Origin of the sequence: Pseudoalteromonas caenipelagi (assembly GCF_013140855.1) — a bacterium.
Classification (GTDB): domain Bacteria; phylum Pseudomonadota; class Gammaproteobacteria; order Enterobacterales; family Alteromonadaceae; genus Pseudoalteromonas; species Pseudoalteromonas caenipelagi.
The window spans coordinates 98,237-115,358 of record NZ_JABBPG010000004.1 but is presented as its reverse complement, the minus strand read 5'-3'; the positions used below and the strand labels follow the sequence as shown (position 1 = coordinate 115,358).

The window sequence follows — 17,122 nt, the reverse complement described above, 5'->3', positions numbered from 1 at the left end:
TAATTTAGGAAATACCTAATCAGAGCGCGCAAATACCTGCATAGTCACACAAAAATACCGCAATTGGAGTTTTAACTCTAATTTTTTGCTGTTATCTCCATTATTCACAGTTATGCATTTGTTTCCTTATTTCATAGGGCTATATTTTAGTCATAACATAGAGTTAGATTTGCTTAGTCTAAATCATTTATTGCATAAAAATGCCTTTGTGAAATTTAGATTAAAGCCGTAGTTTTGTGCTTAATGTCATTAAAGTTAGGTTAAGTGTTGTTAAAGTTCACTATAATTCATTTTTTTACAGCTTTTAGTAGGGTAGGGCAAAATTAGATAAAATTGCACATGAACTAGACAAGAATACACTTAATTAAACGTTTTTATCGTGGCTTTAAATTAATTAATTTAAGTTAAATGTCGGTAAAATGGTGGCTATTTTCGGTTAAATAGCGCTTAAGTGGATCGACCTCAAATAGCTTGAATATATTTATAAACAAGGTATTGTTTAACTAATATTGCGAATTTTATCTCACTCTCACTTTTAACTTCTTTGCAGGAAAAAATCGCGTCATGTCAGACTTTCGTGAACAAGCACTACATTATCATGCTCATCCCGTTCCAGGTAAAATCAGCGTAGAGCTGACCAAACCAGCGGAAACCGTAAAAGACTTAGCATTGGCTTATAGCCCAGGTGTGGCAGAACCGGTGCGCGAAATAGCGGCCGACCCAAGTACCGCATACAAATATACAGGCAAAGGCAACATGGTTGCAGTGATCAGTAATGGCACCGCAATTTTGGGGCTTGGTAACTTAGGGCCGCTGGCATCAAAACCTGTAATGGAAGGCAAGGCCCTACTATTTAAGCGTTTTGCAGGACTTGATTCTATCGATATTGAAGTTAAGCATCGCACAACGGAAGACTTTATAAATACAGTTGCCAACATTGCAGATACCTTTGGCGGTATAAATTTAGAAGATATAAAAGCACCAGAGTGTTTTGAAATCGAAAAAGCATTGATTGAGCGCTGTGAGATTCCGGTATTTCACGATGACCAACATGGCACTGCGATTGTTACAGCTGCAGGTATGTTAAATGCACTGGAAATTCAAGGTAAAGAGATCCATGATGCGATTATCGTATGTTTAGGTGCTGGGGCCGCGGCTATCGCATGTATGGAACTACTGATTAAATGTGGCGCCCAACGTGAGCATATTTATATGCTTGATAGAAAAGGTGTTATACATACTCGTCGAGACGATTTGAATGAGTATAAGAAGTTGTTTGCCAATAATACAGACAAGCGTACGCTTCAGGATGTGATTGCTGAGGCAGATGTGTTTGTTGGGGTATCTGGACCTGACTTGTTAAAGCCTGAAGAGCTTAAATTAATGGCTGATAAGCCAGTGGTGTTTGCTTGTTCTAACCCAGATCCAGAGATCAACCCTGAAGTGGCACATAGTGTGCGTCAGGATTTGATTATGGCAACAGGTCGTTCTGATTATCCAAATCAGGTGAATAACGTGTTGTGCTTTCCGTTCATTTTCCGTGGTGCATTAGATGTGCGTGCGACCGCAATCAATGACGAAATGAAAATTGCGGCAGTAGAGGCTATTCGTAGCATTGCAAAAGAACCAGTACCTGCTGAAGTGCTAAAAGCTGCGGATGTGGAAAACCTTCAGTTTGGACCTGAGTATATTATTCCTAAACCTATGGACCCACGCTTATTACCACGTATTGCTAAAGCAGTCGCACATGCTGCAATTGAATCAGGTGTTGCGCAAATTGAGCTGCCTGATAATTACATGGCACATCACAAGGCACAGTGATTTATTGATAGTAATACCAATTCGCAATAATACTTGCCTCAAAAAGCCAGCTGACGCTGGCTTTTCGCTACTTTGGGTCGTTATAACAAGTCGGTTATAAGTAACCCAACCCCAAAGCGCTGAATATGCGCATTGTAATCAATCATACTTTCACCATAGCCGTTAAAGTATTGCGCATAACCGCGTAATCGACCCCAGATAGGGAAAGACCAATCTAATTGAATCGCGCCTTTATTGTCACTATTGAGGTTGTTACGAGTCATAAAACCAAATTCATGCTCCTCATAGCGATAGACTCCACTTAGCTCAAAATAACCCATGTACTTATAGATATCGGGGTTATCATCGCCTTTAGCTGCCAGCACATCCTCTTTCTTGTTTTCCGGCAGTCGGTACCAAGGTTTAAAGCTAAAGACAAAGCCATTATTTTCCCAAATGAAATTAGCATAGATACGATTCCAAGAACGTGAATTTGGTTGGCTACGACCATTGGATTGGTGGGAAATACCAAGTATAAACGCCATCTCATCACCCCATAATACGTTGTCGTCATCTAAAAAGTTAATCCAAAACAACTCCGGCTCGTAGTTGGTTTCGCGAAAAGGCGAAGAGATATCTTTATTATAAAATTGCCAAAATGACTGCAAGGTAAAGCCCATATAAATGGCTTGGTCTTTGTCTGAAAATCCTGTGTAAACAGGTACTTTTAGGGATATTTGATATTTAACCTCAACGTTGTCTAGCGGTTCACCTTGATCATCATCCAGTGCTTTCAAGCCACTGAATGGACGGCTATTAGGGTTGGTTATATACGAAACCGGTAAAATATAATTACGATGGTGTGGGGTGATCACGTTGCGGTTAGTTTGTGTAATTCTTTCGCGTGCCATTCTTTTATCTAGCGCGCTGAGCTGTTGAGTTACTTCGGCACAGGCTTTCCTAAGTTGTGCAATCGTTCTATTTTGGTCTCCTGCCAATATTTCATTCATTATGCATTGTTGTACCAAATCGATTTCATCTTGTTGTTTTTCTTGTGTAAGCCCCTTGGGAGTGAAAGCTATAACGCTGACAACGAGACTGTATAGTATTGAATGCAGTTTCATAATTGTTTGATTTATTAAGTGGTTGTCGCATTAGTATACACTTTTTAAATGAAAGTGCGGTTAACCAAAAGCACAGTTTAAGAGATGGAAAGGAAATGCTTGTAGGAAAAGGCTGGCGACAAATGCCGCCATACCTTAGTAAGCTTGCCAAAGCCCGCTTACTCTCACGCAATAAAAGGGTACCAACTAGAGTTCAAAGTAGTTGGTAAAAAACTGATAGAGTTCGGTGCCTTGATTCACTGATGCCGAAGCAAAATGCAAAATAGCAATAGCATCCATGTCTAAGGAAATAGCTTGCAGCGGCTGCTCGCTTAAATAACGCTCCATACGCAAAATGTGTGCGATGGTATCGCCCGCTTTGATATGTGCGCCCAACGGAGCCACATACTCCACCATACCACCTATAGGTGCATAAAAGGCAAAGTAGTCTTTCAGCATACAAGCATAACGCGCTATCTCTTTTGGTTTGTAGGTCGAGTTAACTAACATTTCTTTGTACGTTAAGTAACTCAATATGCTGTTGGCGTCATTTTTGGCCTCTGCCAAGTCGATTTTTTCTTGAGAGCCTAGCTCTACGGTAAAGGCTTCAACTAATACTGGTATGTCCCGGCCTTGTTGTTTAAATGCTTCACTGAGCGACCACCATGGACAAAAACTTGCTTCGTCCAAAGCGCCACCAAACACATTGGGGATCAAAAGCACATGGGGAATATCAAAATAACTGGCACTGAGCCTCGCATATTCTGGACAATATAAATGTTTTGCAGAAATAGGTCCTGTGTGCAGGTCTAGCACGATATCAGCCTCGTGTGCCAAACGCTGTAAGTTCAGAGCGATACGTTTTCCCGTGTTAATATTATATGCAGGAGCATCTAAAAGAGCTTGAGTTTGCTCTACCAGTAACGTTCTAAATGCGTCTCGTATTTCATCTAATGAACTCTCACTGTGCTGTGCGACAAACTCGTCCACTAGTTCTGTATGGTTATGATACATACGATTCCAGTTGGTGCCTGTGATAGGGTCGAATCGGCCAAGGGTGAACTCCCCCGACTTTTGATTGCATCCTATGGGATTGGCATACGGCACCAGCGTTATTTCGCAGGCTAGCGTTTGTTGTTTAAGTTGTTCAAGTAACTGGTAAATAACGGCATTGCCTTGCACCTCTGCACCATGCATATTGGCTTGAATATACACTTTTGGGCCTTTACCATTACCTGTTAGTCGATAAACCGGAATTGTCAGTGGTAAGCCATTAGCGATTTCGCCTACTTGGATGTTTTCTTGGCTGATTTGGTTCATGCTCAGGTTACCTCAAATATTCACTGGCCATTTGAGATGGCCGAATACATTTTACTAGACCTTGTTCTATCACATACTCAGCCGGTAATTCGTGGCACAAAAAGTATGGCATGCTTTCGGTGAAGCCATAAGCGCCGCATTGGCTGAACACCAGCCAGTCGTATTCATTAATATCACTGGGTAATGTGTGAGTGCCTAAATGATCAAGTGCAGTACACAATGGACCATGTAAAAGGTAATTGCGTTGTTCGGCGTTTGATTCGCGCAATAGCGTACATGGAAATGCTTGATTGGTAACTGCAGGGCGTAGAATATGGTTAATACCCCCAGCAACAATCAGTTGCTGTTCGCCATAGTTTTGTTTTTGTTCCACCACGGGGTTGATGTAATGTCCACACTCACCGACTGCAAAGCGGCCTAATTCCATCCATAACTCTTCAACACCTGATGAGGCTTTGATGGTGGCAAGCGCATCGATTAGCTGTGGCCATGCAAGTGCACATTCATCTTTTGCATAAGGAATGCCCAACCCGCCGCCTAAATCTAAAATACGTAATTTAAAACCTAGCGAGTCGGCTAATTGTGATAGAGGTGGCACCATTTGTGACCAAAGAGAAGCCAGCTTCTGCGTGCTGAGCATATTACCCCATTGAAAAATATGTAGGCCAACAAAATCAAGTGCGCTAAATGTATTAATATCAAGAGATTGCCATTGTGCTGTGCCTAGTCCAAACGGTGTTAAGCTATCACCGCCCAATGGATTTTTTTCCCCTTCTGGCCAACGAAGTTGTACGCGTAGTAGCACGCGTAGTTGTACATCATGGTCCATCGCAGCTTGGTTTAGCCAAGCTACTTGGTTGTGGCTTTCTGCCACAAAGGTGCGAACCCCTTGTGACAAAAAGTGTTGGATCTGCCTTTTTGATTTGGCAGGTCCAGTATTGAGCACGCGCGAAGGGCAAACGCCTTGAGCCAAAACTTGGTTTAGCTCGCCAGAACTTGCTACGTCAAAATCAAACCCCGCTTTATCCAACGTTTGCAGTATTTTCGACAATGGATTGGCTTTAACCGCATACCAAAGCTTAACTACCGACTGCTCGGTGAGTGGCTTCAGATGCGCCAGTAGTGCATCTAAGTCGTAAATAAAAAACGGTGTCTGCTCGATTTGGGTGATGGTTTCAATCACCTGACGATGGGCGCTGCTCAAAAAAGGCATTAGCGTAATACCTCTTCCAGCTCTAGTGATGCATCGCTTTTTTCATCGCGGTATTTGACGATAAGCGCACACGACATACTTAAGCCTTGTTCACGTCCCCAAGTACTTGAAGAGGGGCGAGAACCTGGGATCACTATGGCGTTTTGTGGGATAGGCTCGCCCTTGTCGAGCACACGTTCGTTTACACAGTCGTATACAGGAATGGTTGCCGATAAACGTACACCTGGTGCTAACACCGCGCCTTTTTTAACTACCACGCCTTCAACGATCACACAGCCCGCGCCAATAAATGCATCATCTTCAACGACCACAGGGCTTGCGCCAATTGGCTCCAATACACCGCCTAGTTGTACGGCAGCACTCAAATGCACGTTTTTACCTACTTGCGCGCAAGACCCGACAAGTACATGGCTATCGACCATAGTGCCTTCGTCGATGAAAGCGCCAATGTTTACGTAGGCGGGTGGCATGATGATGGTGCCAGCGGCAACATGGGCACCTCTGCGTACACTAGTGCCTCCTGGTACCATGCGTACACCCGCATCGGCAGCAAAACCTTGTGGTGCGAGGTTATGCTTATCAACAAAGCCGCCCGGAAATTCGGTGTTTGTGCCGTTTTTGAAGGCTTCTAAAATACCTTGCTTTACTTCAACGTTGGCATGCCAATCGCCATTCTCGTCTTGTGTTGCAGCGCGAACACTGCCGTTTTCCAAATTATTTAATAGCTCTAACCAGCTCATAGTGATTGCCTTAGTTCCAAGATAAAATTGATTCGTTTGCGTTGTTCAATGCTTGGCTGCATGACAGCTCAAGATGTGTCAAAGGAGGGCGTAGGTTTGGCGTAGCCAGTTTTCCTTGCTCATGCATAAGCACTTTGACAGGAATAGGATTTGCGACAGCAAATAAGCTGTTAATAGCTTCAGTCCATGGTGCAAATAGATTAGGGAAAGTACCTGCTAAAGAGCGGCGCACAAACTCTGCGGTCTGCTCTGGCCAAGCATTCGCAGCAACGGAAACCAAACCAGCGGCACCAGCTTGTGCAAAGTAAGGCATTAAAGCGTCATCTCCGCTGTAAATAGCGACATGGGGTGCAGCTGTGCGAAATGCTTCAAAGGTGGCAATATCGCCACTGGCTTCTTTTACGGCCCAAAGCGTATTGTGATGCTTTAAGTTTTCAAGCACTTGAGGGCTGATCGCAACGCCGCTTCTACCTGGAACGTTATAAATCATGCAAGGGCGCTCAGTTGCGCCAAGTAATGCGTCGAACCATTGAGTTTGCCCGACTAAGCCAGGTTTAGCGTAAAGAGGTGAGCCCAATAGGTATGCATCAACGGGTAATGATTCACAAAATGCTAGCCATTCGAGTTGCTCTGCAAGGTTAAAGCCACCGACTGCGACCATAATTGGCACTGATGGAGATAATGCACAGACGTACTCTACGATAGCGCGTTGCTCACTCTGAGCAAGAGCAAGCCCTTCACCAGTACTACCTAAAATTAATAGGCCATTACTGGCACTTTGTTGCTCAATGACTAGGGCTTTTAGCGTGTCAAAGTCTACATTACCTTGTTCGTCAAAAGGTGTTACTAAAGCCGTCCACAACGGATAGTTGGATAAATCTACTTGTGATTTCATCTCTACCGAACTTATATCGTGTTCGGAGTTTAGGAGGGAGTCCAAACTTCGAACAGTTAAAATTCGAAGAGCAATGGACTTAAAAATGACAAGGCAACGGGCCTTATTATTTTAAGACCAGAAGCTCTCCACCAAAATTACGCGTTTTTAAAAGTTAAAAACACTTGGTGACAGTCGCTGGGATTCAGCCCAGTCGCCCGAAGTCAATGTTTAGCAAACAGCAAAGACTTCTCGGCGTTAATTCCCCTCGTTGTGTTTCGTTGGGGTTTGCTCCCCTCAACACAACTACCTGAATAACGCACCTCTTCCAGCCCTAGGCCAAGGCAGTGCCTTGACCTCAAAATAGGGTGAGCGCGCATTGAAACATTTTAGCCGTCTGGGTGTCAAGTGACTAAATCCCATTCAATGCAAATTAGACTACACTTTGAAGGCGACAAGGAGGCAAGATAATCTATGTTAAAAATAATCAAAGCGATTCGAGCGCGATATATTTTGGCACTCTTGGCGATGGCGTTATTAATTTCAATGTCAGCAGGCGTGATGCAAGTGTTATTGCATGAAAAACAAAAGGATGCGGAGGTTATAAATGTAGCAGGTATGCAGCGTATGCTATCGCAAAAAGTATTACTCCTTGCGCATCGGTTAACGAAAGTCGAATCGTCTTCCGACGCTATTGTGGATGTTTACAATCAATTACATGCGGCGATAGATCTGTTTTCACAAAACCATGAATTTTTGATTCAGTTGCACACTAACCAACAATTTTTTTCTAAAAAGCTGGATGCTTGGTATTTTTCATCTCCCACATTGCTTGATAAGCGTAGTCGTCAATTTGTTGAACGTGTGCGTAACATCCAATTGAAAGATCAAAATGAGCTCAACGAGTTATATCTAATTTCGCAAACGCTACTAGCTGATCTTGACCATGCGGTATGGCTTTTTGAAGATCACTCCAATAAGGGGGTTGAGCGTTTAAGATACGTCGAAGTCGCTATTTGGCTTGTGGCCATGATGTTATTGCTACTAGAAGTGCGGTTGATATTTCGCCCTATGGAAAAGCAAGTGAAAGATGGTATCAATGAGCTTAAGCGAGAACAGCAAAAAACTGAGCAGGCGCTGGGTATTAAGTCTCGGTTTTTGGCGCGAGCGAGCCACGAGCTTAGAACACCACTACAATCTATTTTAGGATATCTAGATTTATATAAAAAAGAGCGGCAAACCTATCAATTAGATCAAGCAATTACATCAGTTAAGCAGTTACATATTTTGATTAACGAAATGCACGATTTTAGTCGGTGGTCTAATGAGAAAATTAGTATTCAAAATAGTTATGCCAAATTGAGTGATACGCTTGAAACAGTCGTTGCGCCATACAGGCTGACAGCCCATAAAAAAGGCCTTTCTCTTACCGTGCAGCTATCTAAAAGTGACGATCAAACGCTATTTTGTGATCATCAACATTTAGCATGGATGTGCTCGCAGTTAATTGATAATGCGATTAAATTTAGCGATAAAGGAAAGGTGACACTGGTTGCCAATTTGCAGCGCACTGGCTCACAATCCGAGCTAGTGGTACAAGTAATAGATCAAGGCTATGGATTCAGTCAAAAGCAGCTAGAGTCGTTACTAGCGCATGAACAAGCCAATAACCACTTTCAAGGCATGCAGCTTGGGCTGGAGCGCTGCCAATGGTTAATTGGTGCTTTATCTGGAGAAATGACGTTCTCTAACAGACAACAAGGTGGGGCGTGCGTACGCTTTAGTGTTCCCGTCACGCTAATCAAATCAGATATTACTGAGCCACAACTCAGCGCAAATGGCAAAACCGCATTGCTAGTAGAGGATAATAAAATCAATGCCATCGTCCTTTCAAAACAGTTAAATAGTTTGGGGTTTAAGGTGTTACATGTCCACAATGGCAAAGAGGCGGTAGACGTTTTGGCGGTGAAGTCCTTTGATGTTATTTTTATGGATTTAAATATGCCCTATATGGATGGGTATGAAACAATCGACTACATTCGCACTCAGCTTCACCTCGATACCGTTATTATCGTAGTAACTGCAAATGATGAGCAACAAGACTTAGCGAAAGCCATCGCATTTGGCGCAGATGATCACCTCATCAAACCGCTGCAACAAGATATCCTGACCAAAACATTGGAAGATGTTGGTATTTTAACAGCGATTTAGGAAAGGGGTGAAAGTCGTTTACAGACAGTCACAGGGCGTGTTCGCCCTAGTAGTTCAATTTCGTCACTTTGAAGCCCGCTTGTTGTAGCAAATTGACTAATCCATATTGCTCAGGCAAATGAAGCGCTCCCACAGCGATGAAGGTAGGCTGTTTTATGAGTAATGCACTTAAAGTGTCCAGCCACTGTTTGTTGCGGTTAATCAACATAACTTGCTCAGAGAATTTCCCATAATCTGAGTCATCAAAGCTGAGTTTATAGTATTGCGACAGCTTTTTCATATCGCCTGTTTTCCATGCATTGACCAAATCAACAAAATAGAAATCTATGTCGCTTAAATGCTTAAATGTTTCTTCTAGCATGGCATTATTTTGTTTTTCAAGTGAGCTCAACATCGTCAGTTGCTGCTGTAAAGTTTCTAAGCCTACGATGCTTTTATTATGTTTTTTTGAGTAAGCTAGTACTTGCTTGTCTATACCGTATTGCTCACTAAAGCCTAATTTTTGATACTCTAGTTGTAACAAGGTGACCATTACAGCCCAAGGTCTATGCTGATGAAAATGTGAGATATCAATCCCTGCTTTTGAAAAGTAACTTTTTAACTGTTGATAGTTGTTTGGGCTTACTACATTCGGTAGTTTGCTACCATTTGGCAGCAGCATATATGAAGAAGAAATATCCTGTATTTGATTGGGAGAAAGCGCTTCAAGGTTTACTTCTACAACCACCAGTTCACTGCTCTTGATTGCTTGCAGAACATCTTGAGGTAATTGACTCATATCGGCGGTACCGACATGAACGGTGCCGAATAAATAGGACTTGATACCATTTTTTTCAATTTGAAATAACGCAGGATTTGCATTTACCAACTGGCTAAATAGCAAGACAGTAAAGACAAAGCTGATAAAACAGCCTCTGAGAAGCGAAGAAAGCATAAATATCCTTAAAATGTAGAGGTAAACCTATTTTAAGCACATAAGTTAACAATACATAAAAAAATCATCTGTCTTTTTAAGAAATTAGCTCTGTTGTAAAACTGATTTTTACACTTAACATTCAGATAATTTATTCATGTTAAGAAATATATTTCTAATTCATTGAGTTTTTGTGGATATACAATCCAAATTAAAACTTATTCTTCTACCATAAAGCATAATATTTATGGTTGACTTAAAAGCACACTCAGGTTACTAATAGAAAAAGGAACAGGCAAGGCATTTAGAAGTCTCGCTTGTAGTAAAAAATTTATTTGGTGATTCAAAGAATGCTAAACACAGCACTTACTCTAGTCGTGATTATCAACGTGGTGATTATTATTACCGCGGGGGCTATCTAGTGCTGTAAGAAAAGTATTAGCAAAAGCCCCCCGCACTGAGAAGTTCGGGGGGCTTTTTCGTTTTAGGGCAAAATTTAATTAGCAATCGGCAAACAATTGGCAATGGGGATGACAATGACAGGCGCACAACTTTTAATAGATTTATTAGCCAAACATGGCGTTAAAGAGGTATTCGGCTATCCAGGTGGTGCGATTATGCCTATTTATGACGCTTTGTATGGTGCGCCGGTAAAGCATTATTTAACGCGTCACGAGCAAGGTGCGGGGTTTGCCGCTGTTGGGTATGCCCGCAGTACGGGCAAGTTAGGTGTTTGTTTCGCGACCTCAGGGCCTGGCGCTACTAACCTTATCACCGCGCTTGCTGATGCGATGATGGACTCTGTGCCACTGTTGGCTATCACAGGGCAAGTGCCAACCGCGGCTATCGGTTCGGATGCGTTTCAAGAAGTCGACGTGCTGGGGATGTCTTTGTCATGTACTAAGCACAGTTACATGGTTGAGCATGCTGAAGATTTAGCTGAAATCTTGCAAGAAGCAATGCATGTAGCGCAATCGGGAAGACCTGGCCCCGTACTAGTTGATATCCCCAAAGACATCCAGTTGGCTCAAGTGCCATTCCATCCATGGCTAGCGCAAGAAGAGACGCAGCTTAAAGCGTCACCCAGCGAAGTTCTAAAAGCTGAGACTTTACTTTCACAAGCAAAGAGACCAGTCGCTTATATCGGCGGTGGGGTGCAAAACGCAGATGCACAGGCTGAGCTAATGCAGTTTTTGCACAAAACACACATGCCAGCTGTCTCCACATTAAAGGCGTTGGGGAGTGTATTACCTGAGTATGAATACGACTTGGGTATGCTCGGCATGCATGGTGGTCAAGCAGCCAACATCGCTGTGCAAGAGTGTGATTTGTTGGTGTGTATAGGCGCCCGATTTGATGACCGAGTGACGGGTAACTTGGCCAAGTTTGCATCCAAAGCAGATGTGATCCATTTAGATATCGACCCATCAGAGGTAGGTAAACGCAAGCCTGCACAAGCATCTTTAATAGCAGATTTAAAACAGTCTATTCCACAGTTAAGTTGTTTCGTAACAGACAATCAATGGCTGGACACGATAAAAGAGTTAAAGCTCAAACATGCATGGCGTTACGACTACCCAGGGGAGCGCGTATTTGCGCCTTACCTACTTAATCAGCTTAGCCAAAAAATGCCAAATACAGGGGTGGTTTGTTGTGATGTTGGCCAGCACCAAATGTGGGTTGCCCAACATATGAAATTTACCCATCCATCCAATCACTTAAGTAGTGGTGGTGCGGGGACTATGGGCTTTGGTTTACCCGCTGCAATAGGGGCACAAATCGCCCGTCCTGATGACATGGTGGTGACGGTGTCTGGCGACGGTTCAATCATGATGAATATTCAAGAGTTAGCGACAATTCGTCGTAATAACCTACCAGTAAAGATCGTTATTTTAGATAACCAGCGCTTGGGTATGGTTCGTCAGTGGCAGCAACTATTCTTTGACGGCCGTTATAGCGAAACCGATTTATCAGATAACCCTGACTTTGTTGCGTTGGCTGCGGTATTTGGTATTCCTGGGCAAACCATCACCCATGCAAATGAAGTTGATGCTGCAATTAATGCACTGGTGTCTAGTCAAGGACCATACATACTGCATGCATGTATAGATGATAAAGAAAACGTATGGCCTCTGGTTCCTCCGGGTGCTGCAAATGATGAAATGATGACGGAGAAGGTTCAATGAAACACCAATTAACGGTTGCTGTAAAAAATCAAGCTATTGCGGTAGAGCGCTTTTTACGTGTGGCACGCCATCGTGGTTTTCGTCTTACTCATTTAGAATTAGAAGGAAAAGATGGGTTGTTTCAAGTCAAAATGACTGTTGACAGTGACAAACCTATCTATCTATTAACGTCACAACTGAGTAAGCTTGTAGAGGTGCAACAAGTGAATTTGCACACACTACAGCAACAGGCAATTTAAATTATTTTATTTAGAAAAGAATAATCAAGGTATTACATAATGACAAAAACATCGGAATTAATTTGGCATAACGGCGAGATGATCCCTTATGAGCAAGCAACAACACACATTTTGAGCCACGCAATACATTACGGGAGCTCTGTGTTTGAGGGAATTCGAGCATATGATACGCCAAAAGGTCCGGCGATTTTCCGTCTCAAAGATCACATTAAACGTCTTTATGACTCAGCGAAAATCTACCGCATTGAGATCCCGTTTACTGAAGATGAGTTAATGCAGGCATGTAAAGATGCGGTAAAAGCGAATGGTTTTACCAACGCATACCTACGACCTTTCGCATTTTTAGGTAATGTAGGATTAGGAGTTCACCCTAAATCACACAAAGCAGATGTGAGTGTTGCTGCAATGGAGTGGGGTACTTACCTTGGTGACGGCAGCTTAGAAGCTGGCGTAGATGCGTGCATCTCATCATGGACTCGCTTGGCGCCAAATACCATGCCTACAGGAGCAAAAGCAGGTGGTAACTACTTGTCATCACAGCTTATTACTGCGGAAGCTAAACGTCATGGTTATGTAGAAGGTATCGCTTTAGACGTAAACGGTTACCTAAGTGAAGGGGCAGGTGAAAACCTATTCGTAATCAAAAATGGGGTGTTATTTACACCGCCAACTACGGCTTGTATTTTACCAGGCCTCACTCGTGACACCATCATGAAACTTGCGCGTGAGCGCGGCTATGAGGTGCGTGAAGAATCAATTGCTCGCGAAGCGCTTTATTTAGCTGATGAGTTCTTTATGACAGGCACCGCAGCAGAGGTGACACCGGTACGTAGTGTAGATCAGATCCAAATTGGTGACGGCAAACGTGGGCCTATCACAGCACAATTACAGCAAGCTTACTTCGACTTAGTAAAAGGCCAAAGCGAAGATAGCAATGGCTGGCTAGATTATATCAACGAGTAATTAGAATTGACTGGGTCATCATCCGATGGCCCATTTTTTGGGAATGAGGAAAGCCGCTGCCGCATGAGGCATCGCATAATTGAAGGGTAAAAACCATGGCTAAATTAAGAAGCAAAACCACCACTGAAGGTAGACAACGTGCAGGCGCTCGCGCTCTTTGGCGTGCAACGGGCATGACTGATAGTGACTTTGAAAAACCAATTATTGCCGTGGTTAATTCATATACCCAGTTTGTACCAGGGCATGTGCATTTAAATCAACTCAGTGATTTAATGGCTCAGACTATTCGTGATGCTGGTGGTGTACCTCGAGAGTTCAATACTATCGCGATTGACGACGGTATCGCCATGGGTCATGGTGGAATGCTTTACTCTTTACCGTCTAGAGACTTGATTGCCGATTCGGTTGAATACATGGTTAATGCCCACTGTGCGGACGCTATGGTCTGTATTTCAAACTGCGATAAAATCACCCCAGGCATGCTACTTGCGGCATTGCGTTTGAATATTCCTGTTATCTTTGTTTCGGGTGGCCCGATGGAAGCGGGTAAAACGCGTTTAGCCGACATCGATATTAAACTTGATTTGGTTGATGCCATGGTAAAAGGTGCTGACCCCAGTGTAAGTGATGAAGATTCAGAGCAAGTTGAGCGCTCAGCCTGCCCAACGTGTGGTTCATGCTCTGGTATGTTTACCGCTAACTCAATGAACTGTTTATTAGAAGCATTGGGTTTGGCATTACCTGGTAATGGTACGACTTTAGCTACACACAAAGATAGACAGCAACTCTACGAGGCTGCAGGCAAACGTATTTTGGCACTATGTGATGAGTACTATCGCAAAGACAATGATGCAGTATTACCGAGAAACATCGCTAATCAAGCCGCTTTTACCAATGCGATGACGTTAGATATTGCGATGGGTGGCTCTTCAAACACCGTGTTGCATTTATTAGCCGCGGCACAAGAAGGTGGTGTTGATTTTGATATGGATGACATTGATCGTCTATCCCGTAACACCCCGTTTTTATGTAAAGTGGCACCAGCCACGCAGCAATACCATATTGAGGATGTGCATCGAGCTGGTGGCATTATGGCTCTATTGAATGAGTTAGCAAAAGGTGAGCGACTTGATTTAACCGTGGGTCACGTTGCAGGTGGTACACTTGGAGAAGTGATAACACGTTGGGATGCAAGCGATAGTAGTAATAGCAAAGCGCAAACTTTCTACCGCGCGGGACCTGCAGGCATTCGAACTACCAAAGCAATGAGTCAAGAGTGTCGTTGGGATGAGCTAGATTTAGATCGTGAAAATGGCTGTATTCGTAGTATTGAACATGCATTTAGGCAAGATGGTGGTCTTGCCGTGCTTTCTGGTAATTTAACACCGAATGGCTGCATTGTGAAAAGTGCGGGCGTTGTTGATGAAATGCTTAACTTTACTGGTCCTGCGGTCGTATTTGAGTCACAAGATGACGCCGTGGATGGCATTTTAAATGGCCGTGTGAAAAAAGGCGATGTCGTAATTATTCGCTACGAAGGTCCAAAAGGTGGGCCAGGTATGCAAGAAATGCTTTATCCGACCAGCTATCTCAAATCAATGGGCCTTGATAAAGACTGCGCGCTATTAACTGATGGTCGCTTCTCTGGTGGTACATCAGGGTTGTCAATTGGTCACGCTTCACCTGAGGCTGCCAGTGGCGGTGCATTAGCGCTTGTGGAAGATGGTGACCTAATTCAAATTGATATTCCAAATCGTGGTATTCACCTTTTACTCGACGACGAGCAAATGGCTGAACGTCGCGCAAAACAAGATGCTCGTGGCAAAGAGGCATATAAACCACTGGATCGCCAGCGAGTGGTATCACCTGCATTAAAGGCTTACGCGTTACTGGCAACCAGTGCGGATAAAGGCGCGGTGCGTGATTTAGCCAAACTAGAGGAGCTCAGTTAGCTATGGTATCGCAAGAGTTAGATTATTTTCGAGCTATCATCCAAGCTGATATGTCGCCTTTGGCCAAAGTCACCGAAGTCAGTGAAATGAAAGACTTATCTGAGCGACTAGGACAACATGTTTGGCTTAAGCGCGAAGACCAGCAACCTGTATATTCATTCAAATTACGGGGGGCTTATAATAAGTTGCGACAGTTGCCCAAAGGCAGTTTAGTGATCACCGCCTCAGCGGGTAATCATGCTCAAGGTGTTGCGTTGAGCGCCGCTCATCTAGGGCACCGAGCCATCATTGTTATGCCAGTAACAACGCCGGAAATAAAAGTAAGTTCAGTGCGTAATTTAGGTGGTGAAGTGGTACTGCATGGTCACAACTTTGATGCTGCCAAGGCGCATGCATTTGAATTGGCGGAGCAACATAGTGCCGTGTTTGTCCCGCCATTTGATGATAAAGATGTCATCATTGGGCAAGGTACAGTGGCTCGCGAGCTAATGCAGCAACTTCATGATTTGGATGCCGTGTTTATCCCCGTTGGTGGCGGTGGTTTATTAGCGGGTATGGCGGTGTATATCAAATCACTTAGGCCTGATATTCAAATCATTGGTGTTGAAGCGCAAGAAAGTGCCTGTTTAAAAGCGGCAATGGAAGCTGGTGAGCCTGTTGAACTGGCACAAGTAGGTAGCTTTGCCGATGGCGTTGCCGTAAAAATTATTGGCAGTGAAACGTTTCGACTCGCACAGAAATTTTGCGATCAGGTGGTTACTGTAAGCAGCGACGAGATCTGTGCCGCTGTACAAGATATTTTTGTTGCAACGCGCGCCATCGCAGAACCTTCAGGTGCTTTGTCACTGGCGGGTTTAAAAAAATGGAGCCAGCAGGGGAAACGAGCAGGCCTTCATGTAGCAGCCGTGCTTTCAGGTGCCAACCTTAATTTTGATAGGCTCCGTTATATCGCTGAGCGCACAGCGCTTGGGGCAAAAAATGAAGCCTTGTTCGGAGTTACAATTGAAGAAGAAAAAGGCAGTTTTAAGCGCTTTTGCCAATCGCTTGGTGGCCGTGCTATTACTGAGTTTAATTACCGCTATGCGGATGACGGCGAGGCACAAATTTTTGTCGGCGTGGGTCTTCGTGGTGGGCAAATTGAGCTAGATGAACTTAAAAGTCAGCTATATAAGAATGGTTACGTATTTGAAGATTTTTCAGATAATGAGTTGGCAAAATTGCATTTGCGCTACATGGTTGGTGGTAAGCCTCCTGTTGCGATTCAAGAACGGTTATTTCGCTTTGAGTTCCCTGAGTATCCAGGGGCATTAGCAAGGTTTCTAGATACGCTCGGTAGTGAGTGGAACATTACCTTGTTTCATTATCGTAATCATGGTGCTGCTGAGGGTAATGTATTGGCCGCATTTGATGTGCCAAGTCACGACTATGATCTATTTGATAGCCACTTATCTAAATTAGGTTATAACTTTACTGAAGAAACATATAACCCTTGTTTTGCCCAGTATTTACAAAAACCTGTAACGCAGCAAAGAAAAGCAGGTTAGTTTGCATTTAATGCCTGCTTTTCTATAGTTATGACTGGGCTCTCATTATAAGGCAAGGAAGAGT

Annotated in this window: 13 protein-coding genes and 1 riboswitch; of the genes, 7 read left to right on the top strand and 6 right to left on the bottom strand. The window is 43.6% G+C overall.

Annotated elements, in window-relative coordinates:
- Window positions 1-564: 564 nt before the first annotated feature.
- Window positions 565-1,821 carry a malic enzyme-like NAD(P)-binding protein gene (locus HG263_RS11405; protein WP_171626205.1) on the top strand — a complete coding sequence of 419 codons (1,257 nt, stop codon included), beginning with the start codon at window positions 565-567 and terminating at the stop codon, window positions 1,819-1,821.
- 80 nt (window positions 1,822-1,901) lie between these two features.
- Here the strand turns inward: HG263_RS11405 and HG263_RS11400 are convergent, their stop codons facing one another.
- The 5 genes from HG263_RS11400 to dapA form a co-directional block, all read right to left on the bottom strand.
- Window positions 1,902-2,924, bottom strand: a complete 1,023-nt coding sequence (locus HG263_RS11400) for a phospholipase A (protein WP_171626204.1) — start codon at window positions 2,922-2,924, stop codon at window positions 1,902-1,904.
- A 186-nt stretch (window positions 2,925-3,110) separates the two neighbouring features.
- Window positions 3,111-4,223 carry a succinylglutamate desuccinylase/aspartoacylase family protein gene (locus tag HG263_RS11395; protein ID WP_171626203.1) on the bottom strand — a complete coding sequence of 371 codons (1,113 nt, stop codon included), beginning with the start codon at window positions 4,221-4,223 and terminating at the stop codon, window positions 3,111-3,113.
- 7 nt (window positions 4,224-4,230) lie between these two features.
- The gene (locus HG263_RS11390) at window positions 4,231-5,436 is read right to left on the bottom strand and encodes a PLP-dependent decarboxylase (protein ID WP_171626202.1); all 1,206 of its coding nucleotides are present in this window, start codon (window positions 5,434-5,436) and stop codon (window positions 4,231-4,233) included.
- On the bottom strand, window positions 5,436-6,176 hold the full coding sequence (locus tag HG263_RS11385; protein ID WP_171626201.1) for a 2,3,4,5-tetrahydropyridine-2,6-dicarboxylate N-succinyltransferase: 741 nt from the start codon (window positions 6,174-6,176) through the stop codon (window positions 5,436-5,438). The genes HG263_RS11390 and HG263_RS11385 overlap by 1 nt, the downstream gene beginning before the upstream one ends.
- Before the next feature lie 10 nt (window positions 6,177-6,186).
- Window positions 6,187-7,071, bottom strand: a complete 885-nt coding sequence (gene dapA, locus HG263_RS11380; RefSeq protein WP_171626200.1) for a 4-hydroxy-tetrahydrodipicolinate synthase — start codon at window positions 7,069-7,071, stop codon at window positions 6,187-6,189.
- A 113-nt stretch (window positions 7,072-7,184) separates the two neighbouring features.
- A riboswitch (Lysine riboswitch) is annotated at window positions 7,185-7,386 on the bottom strand.
- Window positions 7,387-7,524: 138 nt separating this feature from the next.
- On the opposite strand from dapA, the gene HG263_RS11375 reads away from it, so the two are divergent.
- Window positions 7,525-9,261 (top strand): response regulator, encoded by a 1,737-nt coding sequence (locus HG263_RS11375; protein WP_171626199.1) that lies wholly within the window; start codon window positions 7,525-7,527, stop codon window positions 9,259-9,261.
- A 46-nt stretch (window positions 9,262-9,307) separates the two neighbouring features.
- Here HG263_RS11375 and HG263_RS11370 read toward each other — a convergent pair whose 3' ends face one another.
- Window positions 9,308-10,195, bottom strand: coding sequence for a TraB/GumN family protein (locus HG263_RS11370; protein WP_171626198.1), 888 nt, complete (start codon window positions 10,193-10,195; stop codon window positions 9,308-9,310).
- 515 nt (window positions 10,196-10,710) lie between these two features.
- Here HG263_RS11370 and ilvG point away from each other — a divergent pair.
- The 5 genes from ilvG (at window position 10,711) to ilvA (ending at window position 17,058) form a co-directional block, all read left to right on the top strand.
- Window positions 10,711-12,360 (top strand): acetolactate synthase 2 catalytic subunit, encoded by a 1,650-nt coding sequence (gene ilvG / locus HG263_RS11365; RefSeq protein WP_171626197.1) that lies wholly within the window; start codon window positions 10,711-10,713, stop codon window positions 12,358-12,360.
- Window positions 12,357-12,599: an acetolactate synthase 2 small subunit gene (ilvM, locus tag HG263_RS11360; RefSeq protein WP_171626196.1), complete on the top strand. Its 243-nt coding sequence runs from the start codon at window positions 12,357-12,359 to the stop codon at window positions 12,597-12,599. Before ilvG ends, ilvM begins: the two co-directional genes overlap by 4 nt.
- A 39-nt stretch (window positions 12,600-12,638) precedes the next feature.
- Window positions 12,639-13,562 (top strand): branched-chain amino acid transaminase, encoded by a 924-nt coding sequence (locus HG263_RS11355; RefSeq protein ID WP_171626195.1) that lies wholly within the window; start codon window positions 12,639-12,641, stop codon window positions 13,560-13,562.
- Between the two features lie 95 nt (window positions 13,563-13,657).
- A complete protein-coding gene (ilvD, locus tag HG263_RS11350) occupies window positions 13,658-15,514 on the top strand; it encodes a dihydroxy-acid dehydratase (protein ID WP_171626194.1) in 1,857 nt (618 codons plus the stop codon).
- A 2-nt stretch (window positions 15,515-15,516) separates the two neighbouring features.
- On the top strand, window positions 15,517-17,058 hold the full coding sequence (gene ilvA, locus HG263_RS11345) for a threonine ammonia-lyase, biosynthetic (protein ID WP_171626193.1): 1,542 nt from the start codon (window positions 15,517-15,519) through the stop codon (window positions 17,056-17,058).
- Window positions 17,059-17,122: the final 64 nt, after the last annotated feature.